Origin of the sequence: Pseudoalteromonas galatheae (genome assembly GCF_005886105.2) — a bacterium.
Taxonomy (GTDB): Bacteria; Pseudomonadota; Gammaproteobacteria; order Enterobacterales; family Alteromonadaceae; genus Pseudoalteromonas; species Pseudoalteromonas galatheae.
Genome location: NZ_PNCO02000001.1, coordinates 2,731,781 through 2,749,305 on the forward strand (window position 1 = coordinate 2,731,781; position 17,525 = coordinate 2,749,305).

At 45.2% G+C, this 17,525-nt stretch carries 17 protein-coding genes; 5 read left to right on the plus strand and 12 right to left on the minus strand.

Annotated features, from left to right (window positions below):
* Positions 1-65 precede the first annotated feature (65 nt).
* Both CWC29_RS12110 and CWC29_RS12115 read left to right on the plus strand, forming a co-directional pair.
* Complete coding sequence (locus tag CWC29_RS12110) at positions 66-380, plus strand: DUF6172 family protein (protein ID WP_010370561.1); 315 nt, start codon at positions 66-68, stop codon at positions 378-380.
* 213 nt (positions 381-593) lie between these two features.
* A complete protein-coding gene (locus tag CWC29_RS12115; protein WP_138521906.1) occupies positions 594-1,097 on the plus strand; it encodes an RNA methyltransferase in 504 nt (167 codons plus the stop codon).
* A gap of 21 nt (positions 1,098-1,118) precedes the next feature.
* On the opposite strand, the gene CWC29_RS12120 is transcribed toward CWC29_RS12115, so the two are convergent.
* A complete protein-coding gene (locus CWC29_RS12120) occupies positions 1,119-2,126 on the minus strand; it encodes a fatty acid desaturase (RefSeq protein ID WP_138521908.1) in 1,008 nt (335 codons plus the stop codon).
* A gap of 123 nt (positions 2,127-2,249) precedes the next feature.
* Positions 2,250-2,687, minus strand: coding sequence for an acyl-CoA thioesterase (locus CWC29_RS12125; RefSeq protein WP_138521910.1), 438 nt, complete (start codon positions 2,685-2,687; stop codon positions 2,250-2,252).
* A gap of 402 nt (positions 2,688-3,089) precedes the next feature.
* Here CWC29_RS12125 and CWC29_RS12130 point away from each other — a divergent pair, with 402 nt between their 5' ends.
* Positions 3,090-3,404, plus strand: a complete 315-nt coding sequence (locus CWC29_RS12130; protein WP_128725944.1) for a hypothetical protein — start codon at positions 3,090-3,092, stop codon at positions 3,402-3,404.
* Positions 3,405-3,683: 279 nt separating this feature from the next.
* Here the strand turns inward: CWC29_RS12130 and CWC29_RS12135 are convergent, their stop codons facing one another.
* The 5 genes from CWC29_RS12135 to CWC29_RS12155 form a co-directional block, all read right to left on the minus strand.
* Entirely contained in the window at positions 3,684-4,136 is a 453-nt protein-coding gene (locus CWC29_RS12135; protein ID WP_138521911.1) for an NUDIX hydrolase, read from the minus strand.
* A 673-nt stretch (positions 4,137-4,809) separates the two neighbouring features.
* Positions 4,810-7,710 carry an aminomethyl-transferring glycine dehydrogenase gene (gene gcvP, locus CWC29_RS12140; RefSeq protein ID WP_128725946.1) on the minus strand — a complete coding sequence of 967 codons (2,901 nt, stop codon included), beginning with the start codon at positions 7,708-7,710 and terminating at the stop codon, positions 4,810-4,812.
* Between the two features lie 182 nt (positions 7,711-7,892).
* A complete protein-coding gene (gcvH, locus tag CWC29_RS12145) occupies positions 7,893-8,282 on the minus strand; it encodes a glycine cleavage system protein GcvH (RefSeq protein WP_095727220.1) in 390 nt (129 codons plus the stop codon).
* A 76-nt stretch (positions 8,283-8,358) separates the two neighbouring features.
* Positions 8,359-9,441, minus strand: a complete 1,083-nt coding sequence (gcvT, locus tag CWC29_RS12150) for a glycine cleavage system aminomethyltransferase GcvT (RefSeq protein WP_045990156.1) — start codon at positions 9,439-9,441, stop codon at positions 8,359-8,361.
* A gap of 85 nt (positions 9,442-9,526) precedes the next feature.
* Positions 9,527-10,102 carry a hypothetical protein gene (locus tag CWC29_RS12155; protein WP_010370535.1) on the minus strand — a complete coding sequence of 192 codons (576 nt, stop codon included), beginning with the start codon at positions 10,100-10,102 and terminating at the stop codon, positions 9,527-9,529.
* Positions 10,103-10,231: 129 nt separating this feature from the next.
* Between CWC29_RS12155 and CWC29_RS12160 the strand changes: the two genes are divergently transcribed.
* Both CWC29_RS12160 and CWC29_RS12165 read left to right on the plus strand, forming a co-directional pair.
* The gene (locus CWC29_RS12160; RefSeq protein ID WP_010370532.1) at positions 10,232-11,077 is read left to right on the plus strand and encodes a LysR family transcriptional regulator; all 846 of its coding nucleotides are present in this window, start codon (positions 10,232-10,234) and stop codon (positions 11,075-11,077) included.
* Between the two features lie 435 nt (positions 11,078-11,512).
* Entirely contained in the window at positions 11,513-11,980 is a 468-nt protein-coding gene (locus tag CWC29_RS12165) for an REP-associated tyrosine transposase (RefSeq protein ID WP_128725947.1), read from the plus strand.
* Between the two features lie 180 nt (positions 11,981-12,160).
* Here CWC29_RS12165 and CWC29_RS12170 read toward each other — a convergent pair whose 3' ends face one another.
* From CWC29_RS12170 to CWC29_RS12190, 5 genes are all read right to left on the minus strand, one after another.
* Positions 12,161-13,330 carry an FAD-dependent monooxygenase gene (locus CWC29_RS12170; RefSeq protein ID WP_138521913.1) on the minus strand — a complete coding sequence of 390 codons (1,170 nt, stop codon included), beginning with the start codon at positions 13,328-13,330 and terminating at the stop codon, positions 12,161-12,163.
* A 10-nt stretch (positions 13,331-13,340) separates the two neighbouring features.
* A complete protein-coding gene (ubiH, locus tag CWC29_RS12175) occupies positions 13,341-14,513 on the minus strand; it encodes a 2-octaprenyl-6-methoxyphenyl hydroxylase (protein ID WP_138521915.1) in 1,173 nt (390 codons plus the stop codon).
* 12 nt (positions 14,514-14,525) lie between these two features.
* Positions 14,526-15,836, minus strand: a complete 1,311-nt coding sequence (pepP, locus tag CWC29_RS12180) for a Xaa-Pro aminopeptidase (protein ID WP_138521917.1) — start codon at positions 15,834-15,836, stop codon at positions 14,526-14,528.
* Positions 15,837-15,838: 2 nt separating this feature from the next.
* Positions 15,839-16,402, minus strand: coding sequence for a UPF0149 family protein (locus CWC29_RS12185; RefSeq protein ID WP_026000986.1), 564 nt, complete (start codon positions 16,400-16,402; stop codon positions 15,839-15,841).
* Positions 16,403-16,598: 196 nt separating this feature from the next.
* Complete coding sequence (locus CWC29_RS12190) at positions 16,599-17,522, minus strand: DUF945 family protein (protein WP_128725951.1); 924 nt, start codon at positions 17,520-17,522, stop codon at positions 16,599-16,601.
* Between the last annotated feature and the right edge of the window lie 3 nt (positions 17,523-17,525).

Here is a 17,525-nt window from a genome sequence, read left to right on the forward strand (position 1 = left end):
CAATACACATTACCTACTCAGGCATACTGTTTTGCCGATTGAGTATTTTTTGCTTGAAGGCAACTATGAAAAAGACATTTGAACTAATTCACCCGAAAATCAAACTTGAAAGACGCGTTGATGCGGTTAAGCATGAGCTTAAAAAATACCTAAAGCGCGAGCGCAACAAAACTCTGCCTGCAGGGGCTGATTATTGGGATTTTGATTGTAAGTTTGGTAATACAGAAGCAGAAGCCGAGCCAGTGCACCTATCACAACTAAACAAATTGATTGATAAAACGCAAACTGAAAACCTCACTTCCTTTTATGTTGAGATTTTAGCAAAGCCAGGCTATAGAAAATCAAACGATTTATCTGACGATGAGTTAGAAGACTACTAAACCCACTTCTGAAGGTCGAGCTTTAGCTCGACAACATCTGCTCTATCCCGAAAACGCAGATTGCTCGACCCCAGCAAAAACGTAGGTCGAGCTTTAGCCCGACAACACCAGCCCTACTCCTACAATACCAACTGGCACAAAATCAAGCGCATGATATAATCGCTCGTCGAATTTTTGCTGGCACTACTGCCAGTATAGTGAGAATTAAAAAGTATGAACGAGTCATTTGTAGCAATCGGATTAGTAAACCCTAAATCACCAACCAACGTGGGTGGCGTATTACGGGCCGCAGGTTGTTATGATGCGCAAGCCATCTACTTTAGCGGCAATCGTTACGCAAGGGCTGCAAAGTATCATACGGATACAAAAAACGTTGCCGACAATATTCCCATCAAACAAGTTGATGATTTCATCAGTTTAAAAGTAGCAGGCCGTGCGCTTGTCTGTGTTGAGCTGGTAGAGGGCGCAACCCCACTGCCACAGTTTACTCACCCCGACAATGCGTTATACATTTTTGGTCCTGAAGATGGCAGTCTGCCACAAGAAATCGTCGATGCCGCCGATGCCGTGGTGTATGTACCAACCATAGGCTGCATGAACTTAGCCGCGACAGTCAATGTGTTGTTATATGATCGCATGGCAAAACGTTCAACCGGGTTTGATGCCTCGCAGATACTCACCAGTCGCGATATCAATAACCGCCTAACGGTTGAATAAGCTTTTGCAGTAAACAGCTTTTTATTTTTGACTAACCTGGACTTTGACCGAGTAGTGATTTGCATTTTTTAAGCTTTGTAAGTCATCAAAATGCACGCCATGCTGGGCCATAACCGGACGTATTTTTTTACTTATTAATTGTCGAATATAAAATGGCTGATTAGGCACAAAGTGGTGGATCGTGTGCGTGCGGCCAAAATCAAAACAAAATAACTGAAATGGTAAAAACCAGCAACTGGTGATCACATGGGTCTGCTCTAACACATTATTCACCCCACCATAATAATGCATTGAAGATGTGACAAGGTTTAAAGATGCTGAACGGATCATATTAGGTATAATCAATACCACCATAAAGAACTCAGCAACCGCTAGTAAATCTGCTCCCCACCTAGGTAATTCAAATGGTTGTATAAATTGCAGCACGTAATAAGCAATCACACCATATAAAGTCGCAAAATAAGCCGTAGCAAGCGGAAAGCCAGCATTAAAGACTTGTAAAAACGTAAAACCCTTGACTTCTCGACTAAACTGCTTGGCATTCAATAATAAACCTAGCAATCCATCTGTAATGACCACAGCTCGCAACCAAAGAGATTGGATACCATTACCCACCAAGCGCTCTTCTAGGTCTTGTTCAGTGCCAGACACTTTATGATGATGTAAATGAATTTGCCTGCGATACCAAGGATTCACTGTATTAGGTCGCATCATCCACACTACTAACATCATAAAATGATATACGAATGGACGGTCACTAAAATACTGCTTGTGGATCAAATCGTGTTCAAGTTCATGAGAAATAGAAGTAATAAAAGCCGCCAACAGAATGCACAGCCATGCAGGAATAACGGCAAAATAGTAAAGCAAGGCAACGCCAATTAACGCAGTTAACGACAACAGCAAAATCACCATCGCAATGCTGTTTTGCCAGTTTAAAATAGGATAACGCGATCGAAGCGACTGCTCTTCGGCTTGGATAGCAGTCACTATCACTTTGATATTCTGCCTAGCGGTTAATGTTGGCATTTATCGCTTTACTCACCTTTTGGTATCAAAATCATCGCGCAATCTCGTATTAGCTTAGTAGCGGCTTTATGCCGCGACAATTTTTAAAACTTTAATACAACGAAACACCCAAGCTCCATGCTTCTATTGACTATCGTCCATCTCGTATTGCTTCAATATAGCCAGCATATTCTCTGGAATTGGCGATTTTTTCCCTGTTTTCATATTAAACATCACCACATTCGCATACCCCGTTGTGCATACTGCTTGTTGCGATTCACTAAAAGCCTCGTAGCGCATGGTAAAACGATCTTCTTTGATATCAGTGATATATGAACCAATATGCAAGGTATCTGGAAAAGTGACGGGTCGTTTATATTGCGCGTACGTATCACGCAAAACCGGACTATGGGTAGGCTCTGATAATACCGAAAGTAAGCCCGTTTGAGTCAAAAAATCGATTCGCGCAGTTTCAAAGTAGCGAAAATACGACACGTTATTCACATGCCCCAATGCATCCATTTCTCCCCATACCACATTCACTTTGGTGGTGATTGCAAACTTTTCTAAAAACTCCTGCATGATATTGCCTTTAATTTTGTTTATTGAACTTGAGAGTAACAACTCATCGTACCAGCAACAAGATTAACGAGATAATTTAAAGACAACTTGTCAAAACAAAGAAAGCAAAGCCAGCATTTCGCAGCACAACCTTACGCCTCCCGCGTAGGTCGCCATTGATGGCGACAAATAATACACCCACTCCCCTTGATTTCGACACAACGGTAAACATAAGCGCAACCCCTATCATTCAATCTCACAAAAAATTGACGCCTTTTGTGGGAGCAACACCCAAGACAAATCACTAATAATTTTTCTCAATACTTTCAATACATAAGAAAACAGCGGAGCGATATTTACTAGCTTGGTTTAAAAAATGCATATGAAATCAAAATCATAATTCAGCCAAAAAACATTACCAATATGAACAAAAGCACAAATACAGTTTATGTGTTGAGCGGTTACGCTAAATGCGCCATCACTCAGCAAGGAAAATACAAACTCGGCAATAAACACTCCATCGGCCTGCTGACTACAGATGAAAACTATGAAGATAACATCAGCAAGCTTAAGACCTTTATTAAAGATTTAGGTTGGGAGTCCATTACGTTTTGCATGGTCGAAACCGTTAACGACATCAGCACCCTACCCAACGATATTTTGGTAGCAAGCTTTCTTCGTGCTCAGCAAAATGGCCAATCATTAGTGGTAAACGATCTCCCTATTACCGTCCATTAAGGCGATAAGTACACGCCGCGATCTTTTATGGTTTCCGTCGGTGGCTACAAACAATTTGTAGCCGCGGCTCTATATCACAGCTTTTTTTTTATCCAGTCTTCAACTTTGCTTTTATATCGCCTTGCCGACCAGAAGCAGCGGGCTATTCTACACTGACAAGAAGTAGATCGGGTAGGAGCGGCTTCACGCCGCGATCTTTTATGGTTTCGGTCTGTGGCTACAAACAACGTGCAGCTATGACTCTTTTAAATCCAATCTTCAACTTTGCCGAACTGCTCGTTAGCCAAGCTTTATACGAAAAAGCTCGTTGATAGGCTTATCTACAAAATACTCCCATACATGTTTAAACACTGCATGTTGCGCTGGAAAAGGTGCGAGCTTCAATGCTTCTTCTAAATTGCACCATTCAAAGTCAGTATGTTCATCGTTTAGAACCACTTCTTGATTGGCTGGACACTTGACTACAAATACAGGAATAACCTCAATAACGTTGGAATAGGATGCATAAAACTGCTCTAAAAATTGGCCATTGTACAGGTCCGTTACTTCTATCTGAGTTTCTTCATAAAACTCTCGAACAATGGTTTGCCAAGGTAATTCACCTTCTTCCATTGAGCCTGCGACATGACACCAGAAGCTACCTTGCGTTCGCTTCATCAGTAGCATTTTTGTTTCGCCATTTATTTCCGACAATGCTACTCCGGAAACAATTGAATTATTTATTGGAATCATTTTTATACCTTATAAATCGCGATAGTCGCAAACACCACGCGCAATGTGAGAAAAGCCGACAATCTAACCTAAGCTTTTATGTCGCAGCAACTAATCTGAGCGCTAAGTGTTGAGAACTAGCCTTGAGAGTACCTTTTATCGACACTTACTTTCAACAACGAGTCAAAACATTCAGCCCGCTTGAATTTGTTATACAAAAATTCAATTATTTACCGTGGTTGCTATTTAAGGCTACGAACAATTCGTTGCAGCGACTTTATGTCGTGACTTGTTTTTTGACCCCGCCCTGCAATTTTACCTTTCGTCGCTTCGGCGATGACAAGCAACGGACTAATCTATTCAACGCCGAGCTGAATTTGGTCGGGTGGGAGCGGCTTCACGCCGCGATCTTTAGATGATTACCATCTACAGCTACGAACAATTCGTAGCAGCGACTTTATGTCGCGAATTATTTTTTGAATCCAGTCTTCAACTTTGCCTGATATCACTTCACCAGCGAGGCAAAACCAAAGAGATACATTATTAGTCGCCATAAATGGCGACCTACGTAGAGATTTAGTGTGAAATCGCAGTTATGCGTCGTTATAAGAGATCGCGGCGTAAAGCCGCCCTTTTTACAAAGGGCGGCTTTTCAAAATTTGCTAAGTCGCGCTAAAGCGCGACCTACAAACCCTTACGCGTCGCGATAGGTATCAACCGCTGGGCAAGAACAAATTAGGTTACGGTCGCCGTATACGTCGTCGATACGGGTTACCGTTGGCCAGAACTTGTCTTTTGCTACGCTTGGTACTGGGAATGCAGCTGCGAGGCGATCATATGCACGGTTCCAGTCGTTGCTTAGTACGTCAGCTTGCGTGTGTGGTGCAAATACTAATGGGTTATCTTCGATAGACCACTCGCCTGATGCAATCTTGTCGATTTCACCTTTGATAGAAACCATAGCTTCGATAAAGCGGTCGATTTCTACCTTAGACTCAGATTCCGTTGGCTCAACCATAAGTGTGCCCGCTACTGGGAACGACATTGTTGGTGAGTGGAAGCCGTAGTCTTGTAGACGCTTAGCAACGTCCATTTCGGTAATGCCTGTCGCTTCTTTCAGTGGGCGAAGGTCAACAATACATTCGTGGGCAACACGGTCGTTACGGCCACGGTATAGAATTGGGAAGTGCTCGCTCAACTTAGCCGTTAGGTAGTTAGCGTTTACGATTGCCATTTCTGTTGCTTGTTTTAGACCTTCGCTGCCCATCATCGCGATGTATGCCCACGAGATAGGCAGGATAGCAGCAGAGCCGTAAGGTGCCGCAGAAACCGCGCCGTTACCTACGTTTGTGCCTTCTACGTTGATCACGCTGTGGTTAGGCATAAATGGCGCTAGGTGCGATTTAACACCGATAGGACCAACACCTGGGCCACCGCCACCGTGTGGAATACAGAATGTTTTGTGTAGGTTTAAGTGTGATACGTCAGAGCCGATTGAACCTGGGCTAGTTACCCCAACCTGCGCGTTCATGTTTGCGCCGTCCATGTATACTTGGCCGCCGTGCTGGTGCACGATGTCACATACTTCACGGATAGACTCTTCGTATACACCGTGTGTCGACGGGTAAGTGACCATGATGCACGATAGGTTTTCAGCTACGTCTGCGGCTTTCGCGCGTAGGTCTTCCATATCGATGTTACCGTTTTTATCACAGTCAACCACAACCACTTTCATGCTTGCCATTTGTGCAGACGCTGGGTTTGTACCGTGCGCTGAACTTGGGATCAAACAGATGTTACGGTGACCTTCACCGCGAGACTCATGGTACTTACGGATCGCGATAAGACCTGCGTATTCACCTTGTGCACCTGAGTTTGGCTGTAGTGATACTGCGTCGTAACCTGTGATGTTCACAAGCCAGTCGTGCAGCTCAGTCATCATGATCTTGTAACCCTCTGCTTGGTCGATTGGGCAGAACGGGTGTAGCTCTGCAAACTCAGGCCAAGTCACTGGGATCATTTCAGCGGTTGCGTTTAGCTTCATGGTACACGAGCCCAATGAGATCATTGAGTGGTTTAGTGCTAAATCTTTGTTTTCAAGACGCTTGATATAACGCAGCATCTCGGTTTCGCTGTGATAGCTGTTGAAGTTTGCGTGCGTTAAAATTTCGTCGTCGCGCACTAGGCTTGCAGGAATACCTGTGATGTTCTCGCCTGACACTTGTGCGTCTAGCGCATCTACATTTAGGCCGTGGTCGTCGCCTAAAATGATGTCGAATAGCTCAGCTACGTCTGCACGCGTTGTGGTTTCGTTTACTGCAATTGAGTATTCGCCGTTGTGGTTAAGGGCAAAGTTCACGCCTTTTGCTATTGCACGCGCCACAACCGCTTGCTTGTCAGCGTCGTCCGCTTTAACGGTAATGGTGTCAAACCACGTATCGTGCTTAAGTGCCACGCCTTTTGCTTTAAGACCCGTTGCGAGAATGCTTGCAAGACGGTTAATGCGCTCTGCGATGATCTTAAGACCTTGAGGACCATGGTAAACCGCGTAAAACGCAGCCATGTTCGCAAGTAGCACCTGTGCAGTACAAATGTTTGAGTTGGCTTTTTCACGGCGGATGTGCTGTTCACGAGTTTGCATCGCCATACGTAGCGCGTCGTTACCTAAACGGTCTTTAGACACACCAATAATACGGCCTGGTAGTGAACGCTTGTAAGCATCACGCGTGGCAAAGAATGCCGCGTGTGGACCGCCGTAACCCATTGGTACACCAAAACGCTGTGCAGAACCAAGCACTACGTCTGCGCCTAGTTTGCCTGGTGCTTTAAGCAGCATTAAGCTCATGATATCTGCAGCAACACAGGCAATCGCTTTTTTGTCTTGTACTTGTGCGATTAGGTCAGTAACGTCAACCACTTCACCTGATGTTGTTGGATACTGGAATAGCGCACCAAAAATCTCGTGGTTAGCAGCGTCGCTAGCAGGACCTACTACTACTTCAAAGCCAAACTGTTCAGCACGCGTAGATACTACGTCGATAGTTTGTACGTGTACGTCGTCTGCAATAAAGAAGATGTTTGCTTTTTTCGCTTTAGATACACGTTTTGCAAGCGCCATTGCTTCTGCCGCTGCGGTTGATTCGTCAAGTAGTGATGCACTGGCTAAGTCTAGGCCGGTAATGTCCATAGTCAGCGTTTGGAAGTTAAGTAGTGATTCCAAGCGACCTTGCGCAATCTCTGGCTGATAAGGGGTGTAAGCCGTGTACCAACCCGGATTCTCAAGTACGTTACGTAAAATAACATTAGGTACGTGAGTTGGGTGGTAGCCTTGACCGATGTAAGATTTGAAAACCTTGTTTTTGCTTGCTACTGATTTAAGGTAGCTTAGGGTTTCCACTTCTGTGCGGCTTTCACCGATCTGTAAGCCCTCTTCTAAACGAATTGAAGCAGGTACAGTTTGACCGATCAGCTCTTCAACACTAGATACTCCAAGAGCGCTTAGCATCTCGCTCACCTGTGCTGGGCTTGGCCCGATATGGCGGCGGATAAAATCTTGCTTTTGCTCTAACTGTTCAAGAGATTTGGCGTTTGACATTAGTCCAGGTTCCTATGATCCAAATGAAAAAGGTGAATACTGTTTTTATCTAAATGAGATACCTTGGTAACGGCAGTATTCTAAAAACGTTGGCATGAGCTCGTCATACCCTGAGCAAGCACCCTTGCCCAAAAAGCAACAATAAAAGCCCCTAAAAAGGGGCTTTTATTACTATCAACAAATTAGTCTTCGTCGATTGAATTTGCGTAGCCTTCAGCGTCTAGTAGGTTATCTAGCTCAGACTCATCAGACGCTTTAATACGGAACAACCAACCGTCACCGTAAGCATCGTTGTTTACAGTTTCAGGCGCATCTTCTAGGTCTTCGTTTACCGCAATGATAGTACCGCCGATTGGTGCGTAGATGTCTGATGCTGCTTTTACAGACTCAGCAACCGCGCAGTCTTCACCCGCGTCAACTTCATCGTCTACTTCTGGTAATTCAACAAATACCATGTCGCCTAGAAGTTCTTGTGCGTGCTCAGTGATACCTACTGTGTACTCGCCATTGCCTTCAGCGCGAACCCACTCGTGTGAAGTAGCGTACTTTAACTCGCTAGGAATGTTGCTCATTTTTTTGTTCCTTTGGTCGGTTGCGATGTCACCACGCGAGCGACATCAATGTTATTCTATTTATTATCTATAAAAACTAGATAATTGACTTGCCGTTACGAACGAAGCTTGGCTTAACTACTTTAACATCAACTAGCTTCTTACGCATTTCAACTTGTGCAGTCTCGCCAATTGAACGAGGTACACGCGCAAGCGCTACACTGAAGCCTAAAGTTGGTGAGAATGTACCAGAAGTAATAACACCTTCGCCACCTTCTACGATAACTTTAGAACCACCACGTAATACGCCTTTGCTTTCTAGGACTAAACCTACCAGCTTATCCGTGCTTTGCTCAGCACGTTGTTTAGTGATAGCTGCACGACCGATAAAGTCACGCTCCTCTGGCTCCCATGCAATTGTCCATGCCATGTTCGCTGCAAGTGGAGACACCGTCTCGTCCATGTCTGAGCCGTAAAGGTTCATGCCCGCTTCTAAACGTAGCGTATCACGTGCACCTAGGCCAGCAGGACGCACACCTGCGTCTAATAATTTTTGCCATAAGTCCGCCGCACCGTCGTTGTGTACTACGATCTCATAACCCTCTTCACCAGTGTAGCCAGTCGTTGCGATAAATAGGTCGCCAGCTTGCACACCAAAGAATGGCTTCATGCCTTCAACAGCCGCTTGTTGTTGTTCGTCTAGGATAGTTGCTGTTTTTGCTTTTGCATTTGGACCTTGTACCGCAATCATCGCGTACTCAGGACGCTCTGTTACTGCCACATCAAAATCTGCAGCTACTGCACCGATATGCGCAAGGTCTTTTTCGCGTGTTGCAGAGTTAACGACTAGGCGATATTGCGTTTCAGTGAAGAAGTAAATGATAAGGTCGTCAATTACACCGCCCTGCTCGTTTAGCATGCCTGTGTATAGCGCCTTACCAGCCACAGTAAGCTTAGCTACATCGTTTGCAACTAGCTTTTGTAAAAATGCCTTTGCGTCTACACCTTCGATATCAACAATCGTCATGTGTGAAACGTCAAACATGCCCGCATCTTGACGCACCGCATGGTGTTCTTCAATTTGTGAGCCATAATTGATTGGCATTTCCCAACCGTGGAAGTCTACCATTTTCGCGCCAGCTTCTAGGTGCTTCGCGTGTAGTACTGTTTTAGAAGTCATACTTATCCTTCACTTTTTTACTCAGCCGCCATCGGTTGGCGCTGAGGGGGTTATTGTTATCGCGCTTGCGATAACTGCACGGAATTTATGAAACGAGTTTAAAACCAGCGTCAGTGAGCGTCGTTTGCCACTTATCTAACACAGCAGCTTGCGCAATCAACTGATACTGTTGCTGTTCGTCCACCAGCAAGGTCGTAATAAATACTTCACCGCTTTGCTTGCCATAGCAGGCATTTTTATCTGAGATCCTAAGGCCAGGCGTTAACGTAAAGTCACTGACTAAACGCTCAAACGCAAGCTCACCGCTTATGGTGGCGGCAACTAAATCATGACGGCGAACCAGTTCAATATCGAACTCGTCGGCATGGCTATCAATCAGTGTTGCCAGCTCAGCGGCTGCGCTTTCACTTACAACAAAACGGTAAGCCGTTTCACTAAAATAGTACACGGCGAAATTTTCGCCACTGTCTAGTTTGCCTTGAAAACCTAAGCCAGGTGCCATTAACTTATTCAAGTTAAGTGCAAGAATTTGGCTTAAGAAAGGCGTGGTCTCAAAGCCGCTGAAATCGAGTACAACAACAGCATCAGTTGGCATGTAATGGTTTTGCGCCGGAACACTGCCCTGACGGTGCTTTGCAAAGATAATTGGCGTGACGCTCATGGCACTACCTTAGTGAAATTTCGATGAGCAAAAGTATAAGGATGCACAAACTCAACAACAAATTGTATTTACTTATCAATTGATAAATAATATTAATGTACTTGGGTTTTATAAATTGCATTTCCTTATATGAAAAACTTATCAATTGATGGATTAAGAACGCTGGTCACTGTGGTTGATGTCGGTGGCTTTGCCAAGGCCGGGGAGTTGCTTGGCTTATCTCAGCCAGCTGTTAGCTTGCAAATCAAACGTTTAGAAGACATGCTCGGTTGCAAGCTGTTTAAAAAGCAAGGCCAAAGGCAGGTGTTGAATCAATATGGTGAGCTACTTTTGCCCCTAGCCAAACAAATGCTGCAGCAGAACGATGCAATTATACAGCAATTTACCTCTGAGAGCGTGACGGGCCGAGTGCGTTTAGGCATTCCCAGCGAATTTGCAGCACGGATCTTACCCTCAATTATTGGCGATTTCGTTTCTTTATATCCTGATGTTGCATTAGAAGTTAAATCAAGACTGAGTAAACACTTACTTTCCGTGGTAAGGCAAGACCAGTTTGATTTGGTGCTAGCGCTTAATGAGGAGCTGAGCTCGTCCAAATACCCAGTGTTTATGCAAGACCAACTAGTTTGGGTTGGCGATTTATCGCTTGCGCAGCATTCTGTTGTCACTTTAGTCACCGCGCCGGAGGGCTGTATTTATCGCCGCCGTGCTATCGAAGCGCTGCAACAAGCTGGATTACAATACCGGATTGTATATAGCAACGCCGACTTAACCGGCCTTACCGCCGCTTTAAAAGAGGGACTCGGGATCACTGTGCTGGCCAAAAGCACTGTGCCAGCAGAGCTGCCTTATCAGACCCAAACTCAAATATTACCCGAACTCGGTCAAATCGGTATCAGCCTTGTCAAAAACACCCAAGAATCCGCCCACGCGGTTGATAAACTCGCTGAGTTTATTGCATTGAGATTAGGTTAAAAGATCGCGGGGTAAACCCGCTCCTACCAGTAACATAAAACCTCTGTGGGAGCCGCTTTACACGGTGAGATTGTTGAAATGATCGAGGGGTGAACCCTCTCCCACCAACAGCGCAAAACCTATGTGGGAGCCGCTTTACGCGGCGAGATTGTTGAAATGATCGCGGGGTGAACCCGCTCCTACCAGCAACATAAAACCTCCGTGGGAGCCGCTTTACGCGGCGAAATTGTTGAAATGATCGCGGGGTGAACCCGCTCCTACCAGCAACATAAAACCTCCGTGGGGGCCGCTTTACGCGACGATACTGATTTAGGAAAAGATCGCGGTGTAAAATCGCTCCTACCAGCAACATAAAACCTCTGTGGGAGGCGCTTTACGCAGCGATCTTGTCCTATACTTACATGAGCACTTATTAATGAACTCAAGGAGAGAGTCATGCCACATAGCTGCCGTTTAAGGAAGGGCCGAGTTTCATCGGCTGGTCAATATTATGCAATCACTATTTGCTGTAAAAACAAAACAGCTGTTTTTAATAACCTCGCAGTCAATCAAGTTGTTATTCGCGAAATTTACCACCTTGAGCAGGATAACTTTATCAAATTAATTGCCTACACACTGATGCCAGATCATTTACATCTCCTGTTTCAACTAAAGGATGTGTGTTCCTTGTCTGATGCCATTAAGTCTTTAAAGGGAAGAACGGCAACTAAGCTAAGAACAATGAACATTCGGCAGCTATGGCAAAGAGATTTTTATGACACCTGTATTTTGCATAATACCATGTTAAGAAACCAAGCAAGATACATAGTTGCAAGTCCGCTTCGGGCAGGGTTGGTAAAACAGATTGGTGATTATCCTTATTGGAATTGTATTTATTTAAGCAATGGGATTGGGGAGTTATAAAGTTGGTGATGCCTGTTTTAGGAAAAGATCGCGATGTAAAATCGCTCCCACCAGCAACATAAAACTTCTGTGGGGGCCGCTTTACGCGGCGATACTGATTTAGGAAAAGATCGCGGGGTAAACCCGCTCCTACCAGCAGCATAAAATCTCTGTAGGAGCCGCTTTACGCGGCGATTTTTTTTATTTACCGCCTATCGCTTCTTTGGCGAACAGGTGCTTGATTGGGCCGAGGTTGTCGACCAAGCTCAGGCCCACACCACGTACTAGCTTTTTAAGCGGATGATTGCCTTCAAACAGCTCTTTAAGCCCTTGCATCATGGCAATATGCTTTTGAGCATCTGCTTTTCTGCTGCGCTCATATTGGCGCAGTATCCGAGTGCTGGCAAATTGCTCTTGCGGTGCTGATAACAAGGTGATCAAATAGGCAGCATCTTTTAGCCCTAAATTCATGCCAAGACCTGCAAGTGGGTGAATGGTATGTGCCGCATCGCCCATTAAAACGATCCGCCCTTGCACCCATTGTTTTGCATAACGCATGGTTAAAGGAAAAACATGTCTTTCGCTAATCAATTCACACACGCCACACTGCATATCAATTGCTGCACTTAGTGCTTTATTAAACGCCTCGGCCGGCATGGCTTGTAGTTGCTTTGCTTTATCCGGTGCGGTAGACCATACAATTGAATGAGTATATGGGTCATCAAGCGGCAAAAAGGCCAGCGGTCCATCAGGGAGGAACACTTGCCTTGCCGTTGCATCATGAGGTGCTGCAGTTTTTATCGTTGCAACCAGCGCATGGTGGTCATAATCCCAATAAGTGATTGGCATATTAAACTGCTGACGAATCGCCGAACGTGCACCGTCAGCTGCTACCACCAGCTTTGCCATCACTGGCTCACCAGTAGCCAACGTTAGCAACACATCGGTGTCTGTTTGATGCAAGCTTTGGTACTTTGTGTTCCACATCAGTTTGGCCGATTGCTGTGCTTCGAGTGCTGTTAACAACGCATAGCGAATGGCATCGTTTTCAATGATGTGACCAAGCTCAGGTAAGTCTAGCGATTCGTTGTCAAAGGCGATTTTACCAAAGCTGTCTTTATCACGGACATCCATGCGAGTATATGCAGCGGCGCGCTGCGCTTTAATATCAGGCCAAACGCCCAAGCGCTCAAATAAAGCCTGACTTGCTGCGCTTATTGCGCTTACGCGTGCGCTGTATTCTTGTGCCAATGGTGTTGGTTTTTCACCACTGTCTAGCACTAATACCGAGATATTTTGCTGCGCAAGCCCTAGCGCCAGCGTTAAACCAACACATCCACCACCAACAATACAAACTTGAACTTGTTGCATGCCAACTCCTTTATCCTTTATATCCCATCAATTGTTTAGCCAACGGCGCTCTTGCTGTTTTGGACAGCGCCATGGTAAGTAGACCTAAACTACGGCCTAAGGCTAAGGTTCTTGATGAGTTTGAAAATAGTCGAACGAGCGCATCGGTTAATGTCATCACCGTATTAATATCTTGCGCTCGCGCCTGTTGATAAGCACGCGTAAATTGAAAACTTCCCCACTCATCAAGCGCATTCGCCTGACATTGTGAGGTTAGGACTTGAATATCTCGTAGACCTAAATTAAAGCCTTGCCCTGCAATGGGATGGATGGCATGCGCCGCATTGCCAATCACCACCACCCGATGATGAGTGAGTTGCTCTACTCGTCCGAGCACTAGCGGATAACTGGCTCGCATGCCCACTTGGACAAAGCGCCCAGCGCGATATCCAAAGGCTTGCTGCAATGCAGCTAAAAACTCGTGTGCTGCCATCGCTTCAAACTCACTGAGGTGCTCATTTGGCATACACCACACCAGTGAATAGCGATTATCACTCATTGGCAGCAGCGCCATTGGTCCATGCTCAGTAAAGCGTTCAAATGCCTGACCACGATGTGCCGTGTCGATTTGCACATTGGCAATCAATGCACCTTGCTCGTAGCCTATGCTATCAAAGCCAATATTGAGCTTAGCCCGCGTAGGAGATTGTGCGCCATCCGCAACAACCAGTAATCGACTTTGTAATTGCTCACCATTATCGAGGGTCAGTTCAACCTGCTCTGGTTGTTGATGTATATGCGCCACTTGGTTTGGGCAAAACAGTGCAATATCAAGGCTGCTCAACTGCTCGTGTAAAAAGCAACCATAGGGATTGACTTCAACCACATAGCCTAACGCTTTTTGATTGTAGTCATCGGGATTGATCCACGCTTTACCAAAGTGACCTCTGTCAGAAACATTCACTTGTGTGATTGGCTCAACGTATTGCCACTCGGGATTAAATAGATTTAGCTCGCCCAAAAATGCGACTGACTGCGCAGCAAGCGCAATACTACGGTCGTCAAAACTTGGATGCTGCTTGCCTTTTGGCGCAAAGGCTTCAATAACCGCAATCTTTGCCTGCGGAGAGACTTTTTTTATGGCGATGGCGGCGCTGGCTCCCGCCATACCCCCACCAACCACGACGACATCAAACTGTTGCACGCAAAGTGTCCACTAGTTATTCATTAATGCTTCTATTTCTGAGATGGTTTTTGGCACCAGTTCGGTTAAGTTTTCATAACCGGAATCTGTAACCAACAAATCATCTTCGATACGAATGCCAATTCCTTTATACTCATCAGGAACTTGCGCATCTTCGTCAAAATACAGGCCCGGCTCAATGGTAAGTACCATACCTGGTTCAAATGGGCGATCTGCTTCATCTAACTTGTATTCACCGACATCGTGAACATCAAGACCCAGCCAATGACCTAAACCATGCATGTAAAATGCTTTGCATGCCTGTGCCTCTACAAGTTCATTAACGTCGCCCGCAAGAATGCCTAAATTCACTAGCCCTTGGGTCAATACGGTCATCGCCACTTGATTGGCTTTGACTAATGTACCACCCGGTTTTACTTCACCAAAGGCCGCATGTTGCGCCGCCAATACCAACTCATAAATCTTGCGCTGCGCATCAGTAAACTGGCCATTTACTGGGAAAGTACGAGTTATATCAGCCGCATAGCCTTCCAGTTCACAACCCGAATCAATCAGTACCAAGTCGCCGTCTTGTAGCGCGTCACAGTTGTCGGTGTAGTGTAAAATCGTTGCATTGATACCGCTACCAACAATGGTGCCATAGGCTGGGTGACGCGCACCGTTCATTGCATAATGATGATGAATTTCGGCTTCAAGCTGGTATTCCGTCGCACCCGGCTTTGCAAACTGCATGGCCCGTTTGTGCGCCTCAGCACTAATTCTGCCCGCTTCGCGCATGATGGCGATTTCAGCATCCGACTTAAATAAGCGCATTTCATGGACGAGTGGACGAATATCTTTGATGATCTCAGGGGCACGATAGCCCTTTTTCGGTGCGCCACGTAATGTACTCAGTAACTGCCAAACCTTATCATCAAAGGCGCTGTACGTGCCTTGGCCGTAGAATAATACCTTGCGACCATTCACGAGATTTAATAGCTCGTCGTCTAAGTCACTCAGCGCAAAGGTCTGGTCGAGTTCAAGTTGCGACTTAGCTTGCTCATAGCCCATACGGCGACCATGCCAAATCTCAGCAACCTTATCTTTATTACGACAGAACAACGTAGACTGACCATTACCCTCGCGGTCTTTTGTTAATACTAAAACCGCATCAGGCTCTTTAAAGCCTGTGAGATAAAAAAAGTCACTATCTTGACGAAACGGAAACTCGGTATCGCGGCTACGGGTTAATTCAACAGCCGCAGGAATAATTGCGACAGCATTATTATCAAGTGCCGCAATAAGACGCGCACGGCGTGCTACAAACTCGCTGTTTTTTATCATAATTAATGTATCGTCTTTGATGTGCTAACGGATTGGGGCTCTTTACCCATCTCGGCAAAGCATAACAGTGTAGAAACACGCACATATTCTACCACTTCGAGCAGTGCTTCTTTATCATCATTGCTGTCTTCAAAACCAGTATCAAGCTTAGTTATTTCGCTAAAATCGTTAATCACTTCTTTAACATCTGCAGATAACTTACCGTAATCTTTTTGCTTTAAACCAAAGCCTAGTAAAAAGCCGGATACCCAAGCAATCAGTGCGTTAGCTTGGTCGTGTAATGATTCGTCTTCCGGCGGTAAATATAATTCAAACTGGAACTCACCGTCGTTGAAGTGCTCGGCAACTTGCTTATATAAATCGATGCAAAACTCTCTAATTGGCGCTGAAAATTTTTGACCGTCATTAAATACGTCGCTCAATAGACCCAAATACTCCGAATCTTCGATATTTAGACCACAAGCCAATAGCCCAGAAATGGTGCCGTGAACTTCGGCAGGGGCAATAAATAGTTCGTGTTTTTCTAATAGCAATTGAGCTTGCTGGTAGTCTTTGAATTCGCTCATAAATACATTCCCAAGCAATTGATACTCCAATGCTACCACCGCAGCCTTTGCAACTCCAACGAATTGTATGATCAACCTCAAGGCTGCTTTAGATTTCACCAATTTGGTAAAAACAATATTGCGAATTAATGGGTTTATGAGAGATGGAGGGATTGAGGAGCAAGTCCACAACCCCGCTAAACGAGCTGGATTGGCTTTATTTACCGCTCGCCTTGATTTCGATAAGTTCAGACAGCGTTTCTGGATTTTGCGCCATAGACATAGATAATTGCTGCCCCAGGGTCATCATACTTTGACTTTGTGGTACCGAAACAGATATCGCAAGTGACTCCACTCCATTAGCAAAGTCATTTACAGCCGTTTGAATTTCAGCAGGTAACATCATCATTTGCAGTTGCTGGGCAACAATCGCCTGAAAGTCAGCCTTGCTCATGCCCTGCTGAGCAATTTCAGACTCAAGTAATTGAGGTAAGCCGCCTGCATTATCAATATTAATGCTAAGGGACTTTAACTCAAGAGACTGCATTGCCGTCATCATCTGCGACTGTGCTTGAAGCTCTTGCTCAAGATTCGGTGTATCACCTTGAATTTTTGATGCTGCCAATGAAGCATCCATAAAAGCCTTACTGTTTCCAAACGCAGCATTAAAAGAAGTCTTCACAATGCCTTCTGCAGAAGATGCGAATGTAAACTCACTGGCGCCAGATGCTTCATCATAGGCGAGACTTGTATTCAAATGGTACGTTGCATTCACCAGCTCCGGCGACATCCCTTGGGTAAACTCTTCAGCTTCTTTTGCTAATTTCAAACCAACTAGATCAAGCTCGGTATAAGGGCTAATTTTGTCCTGCTCGTAACCTACAACATTGAGCTTATCGATGGTAAATAGTGCTATATTTTCATCGGGTTGTGAAATTATTAAGTCGGTGATTTCTACTCCACGGGTAAATAAATCAACAGAGCTGTTTGCAAAACTCACCGTAAGGCCACTGTCTTGTTCGAAGCTTTCTATTTGCTTGGTGATTTCTTGTTTCACTTGCTCATTTACATAGTAGTTGGCACCAACATACCCTGCGCCCGCTAGTACCACAACGGCAACTGCTAATGTGGACTTATTCATATT

Coding starts and splice junctions, on each gene's coding strand:
- CWC29_RS12125 (WP_138521910.1), bottom strand. CDS start 2,687: ATGCAGGAGTTTTTAGAAAAGTTTGCAATCACCACCAAAGTGAATGTG.
- CWC29_RS12160 (WP_010370532.1), top strand. CDS start 10,232: ATGAAAAACTTATCAATTGATGGATTAAGAACGCTGGTCACTGTGGTT.
- CWC29_RS12110 (WP_010370561.1), top strand. CDS start 66: ATGAAAAAGACATTTGAACTAATTCACCCGAAAATCAAACTTGAAAGA.
- gcvT (WP_045990156.1), bottom strand. CDS start 9,441: ATGACTTCTAAAACAGTACTACACGCGAAGCACCTAGAAGCTGGCGCG.
- CWC29_RS12115 (WP_138521906.1), top strand. CDS start 594: ATGAACGAGTCATTTGTAGCAATCGGATTAGTAAACCCTAAATCACCA.
- CWC29_RS12190 (WP_128725951.1), bottom strand. CDS start 17,522: ATGAATAAGTCCACATTAGCAGTTGCCGTTGTGGTACTAGCGGGCGCA.
- CWC29_RS12120 (WP_138521908.1), bottom strand. CDS start 2,126: ATGCCAACATTAACCGCTAGGCAGAATATCAAAGTGATAGTGACTGCT.
- CWC29_RS12130 (WP_128725944.1), top strand. CDS start 3,090: ATGAACAAAAGCACAAATACAGTTTATGTGTTGAGCGGTTACGCTAAA.
- CWC29_RS12170 (WP_138521913.1), bottom strand. CDS start 13,330: ATGCAACAAGTTCAAGTTTGTATTGTTGGTGGTGGATGTGTTGGTTTA.
- gcvP (WP_128725946.1), bottom strand. CDS start 7,710: ATGTCAAACGCCAAATCTCTTGAACAGTTAGAGCAAAAGCAAGATTTT.
- pepP (WP_138521917.1), bottom strand. CDS start 15,836: ATGATAAAAAACAGCGAGTTTGTAGCACGCCGTGCGCGTCTTATTGCG.
- gcvH (WP_095727220.1), bottom strand. CDS start 8,282: ATGAGCAACATTCCTAGCGAGTTAAAGTACGCTACTTCACACGAGTGG.
- CWC29_RS12185 (WP_026000986.1), bottom strand. CDS start 16,402: ATGAGCGAATTCAAAGACTACCAGCAAGCTCAATTGCTATTAGAAAAA.
- CWC29_RS12135 (WP_138521911.1), bottom strand. CDS start 4,136: ATGATTCCAATAAATAATTCAATTGTTTCCGGAGTAGCATTGTCGGAA.
- CWC29_RS12165 (WP_128725947.1), top strand. CDS start 11,513: ATGCCACATAGCTGCCGTTTAAGGAAGGGCCGAGTTTCATCGGCTGGT.
- CWC29_RS12155 (WP_010370535.1), bottom strand. CDS start 10,102: ATGAGCGTCACGCCAATTATCTTTGCAAAGCACCGTCAGGGCAGTGTT.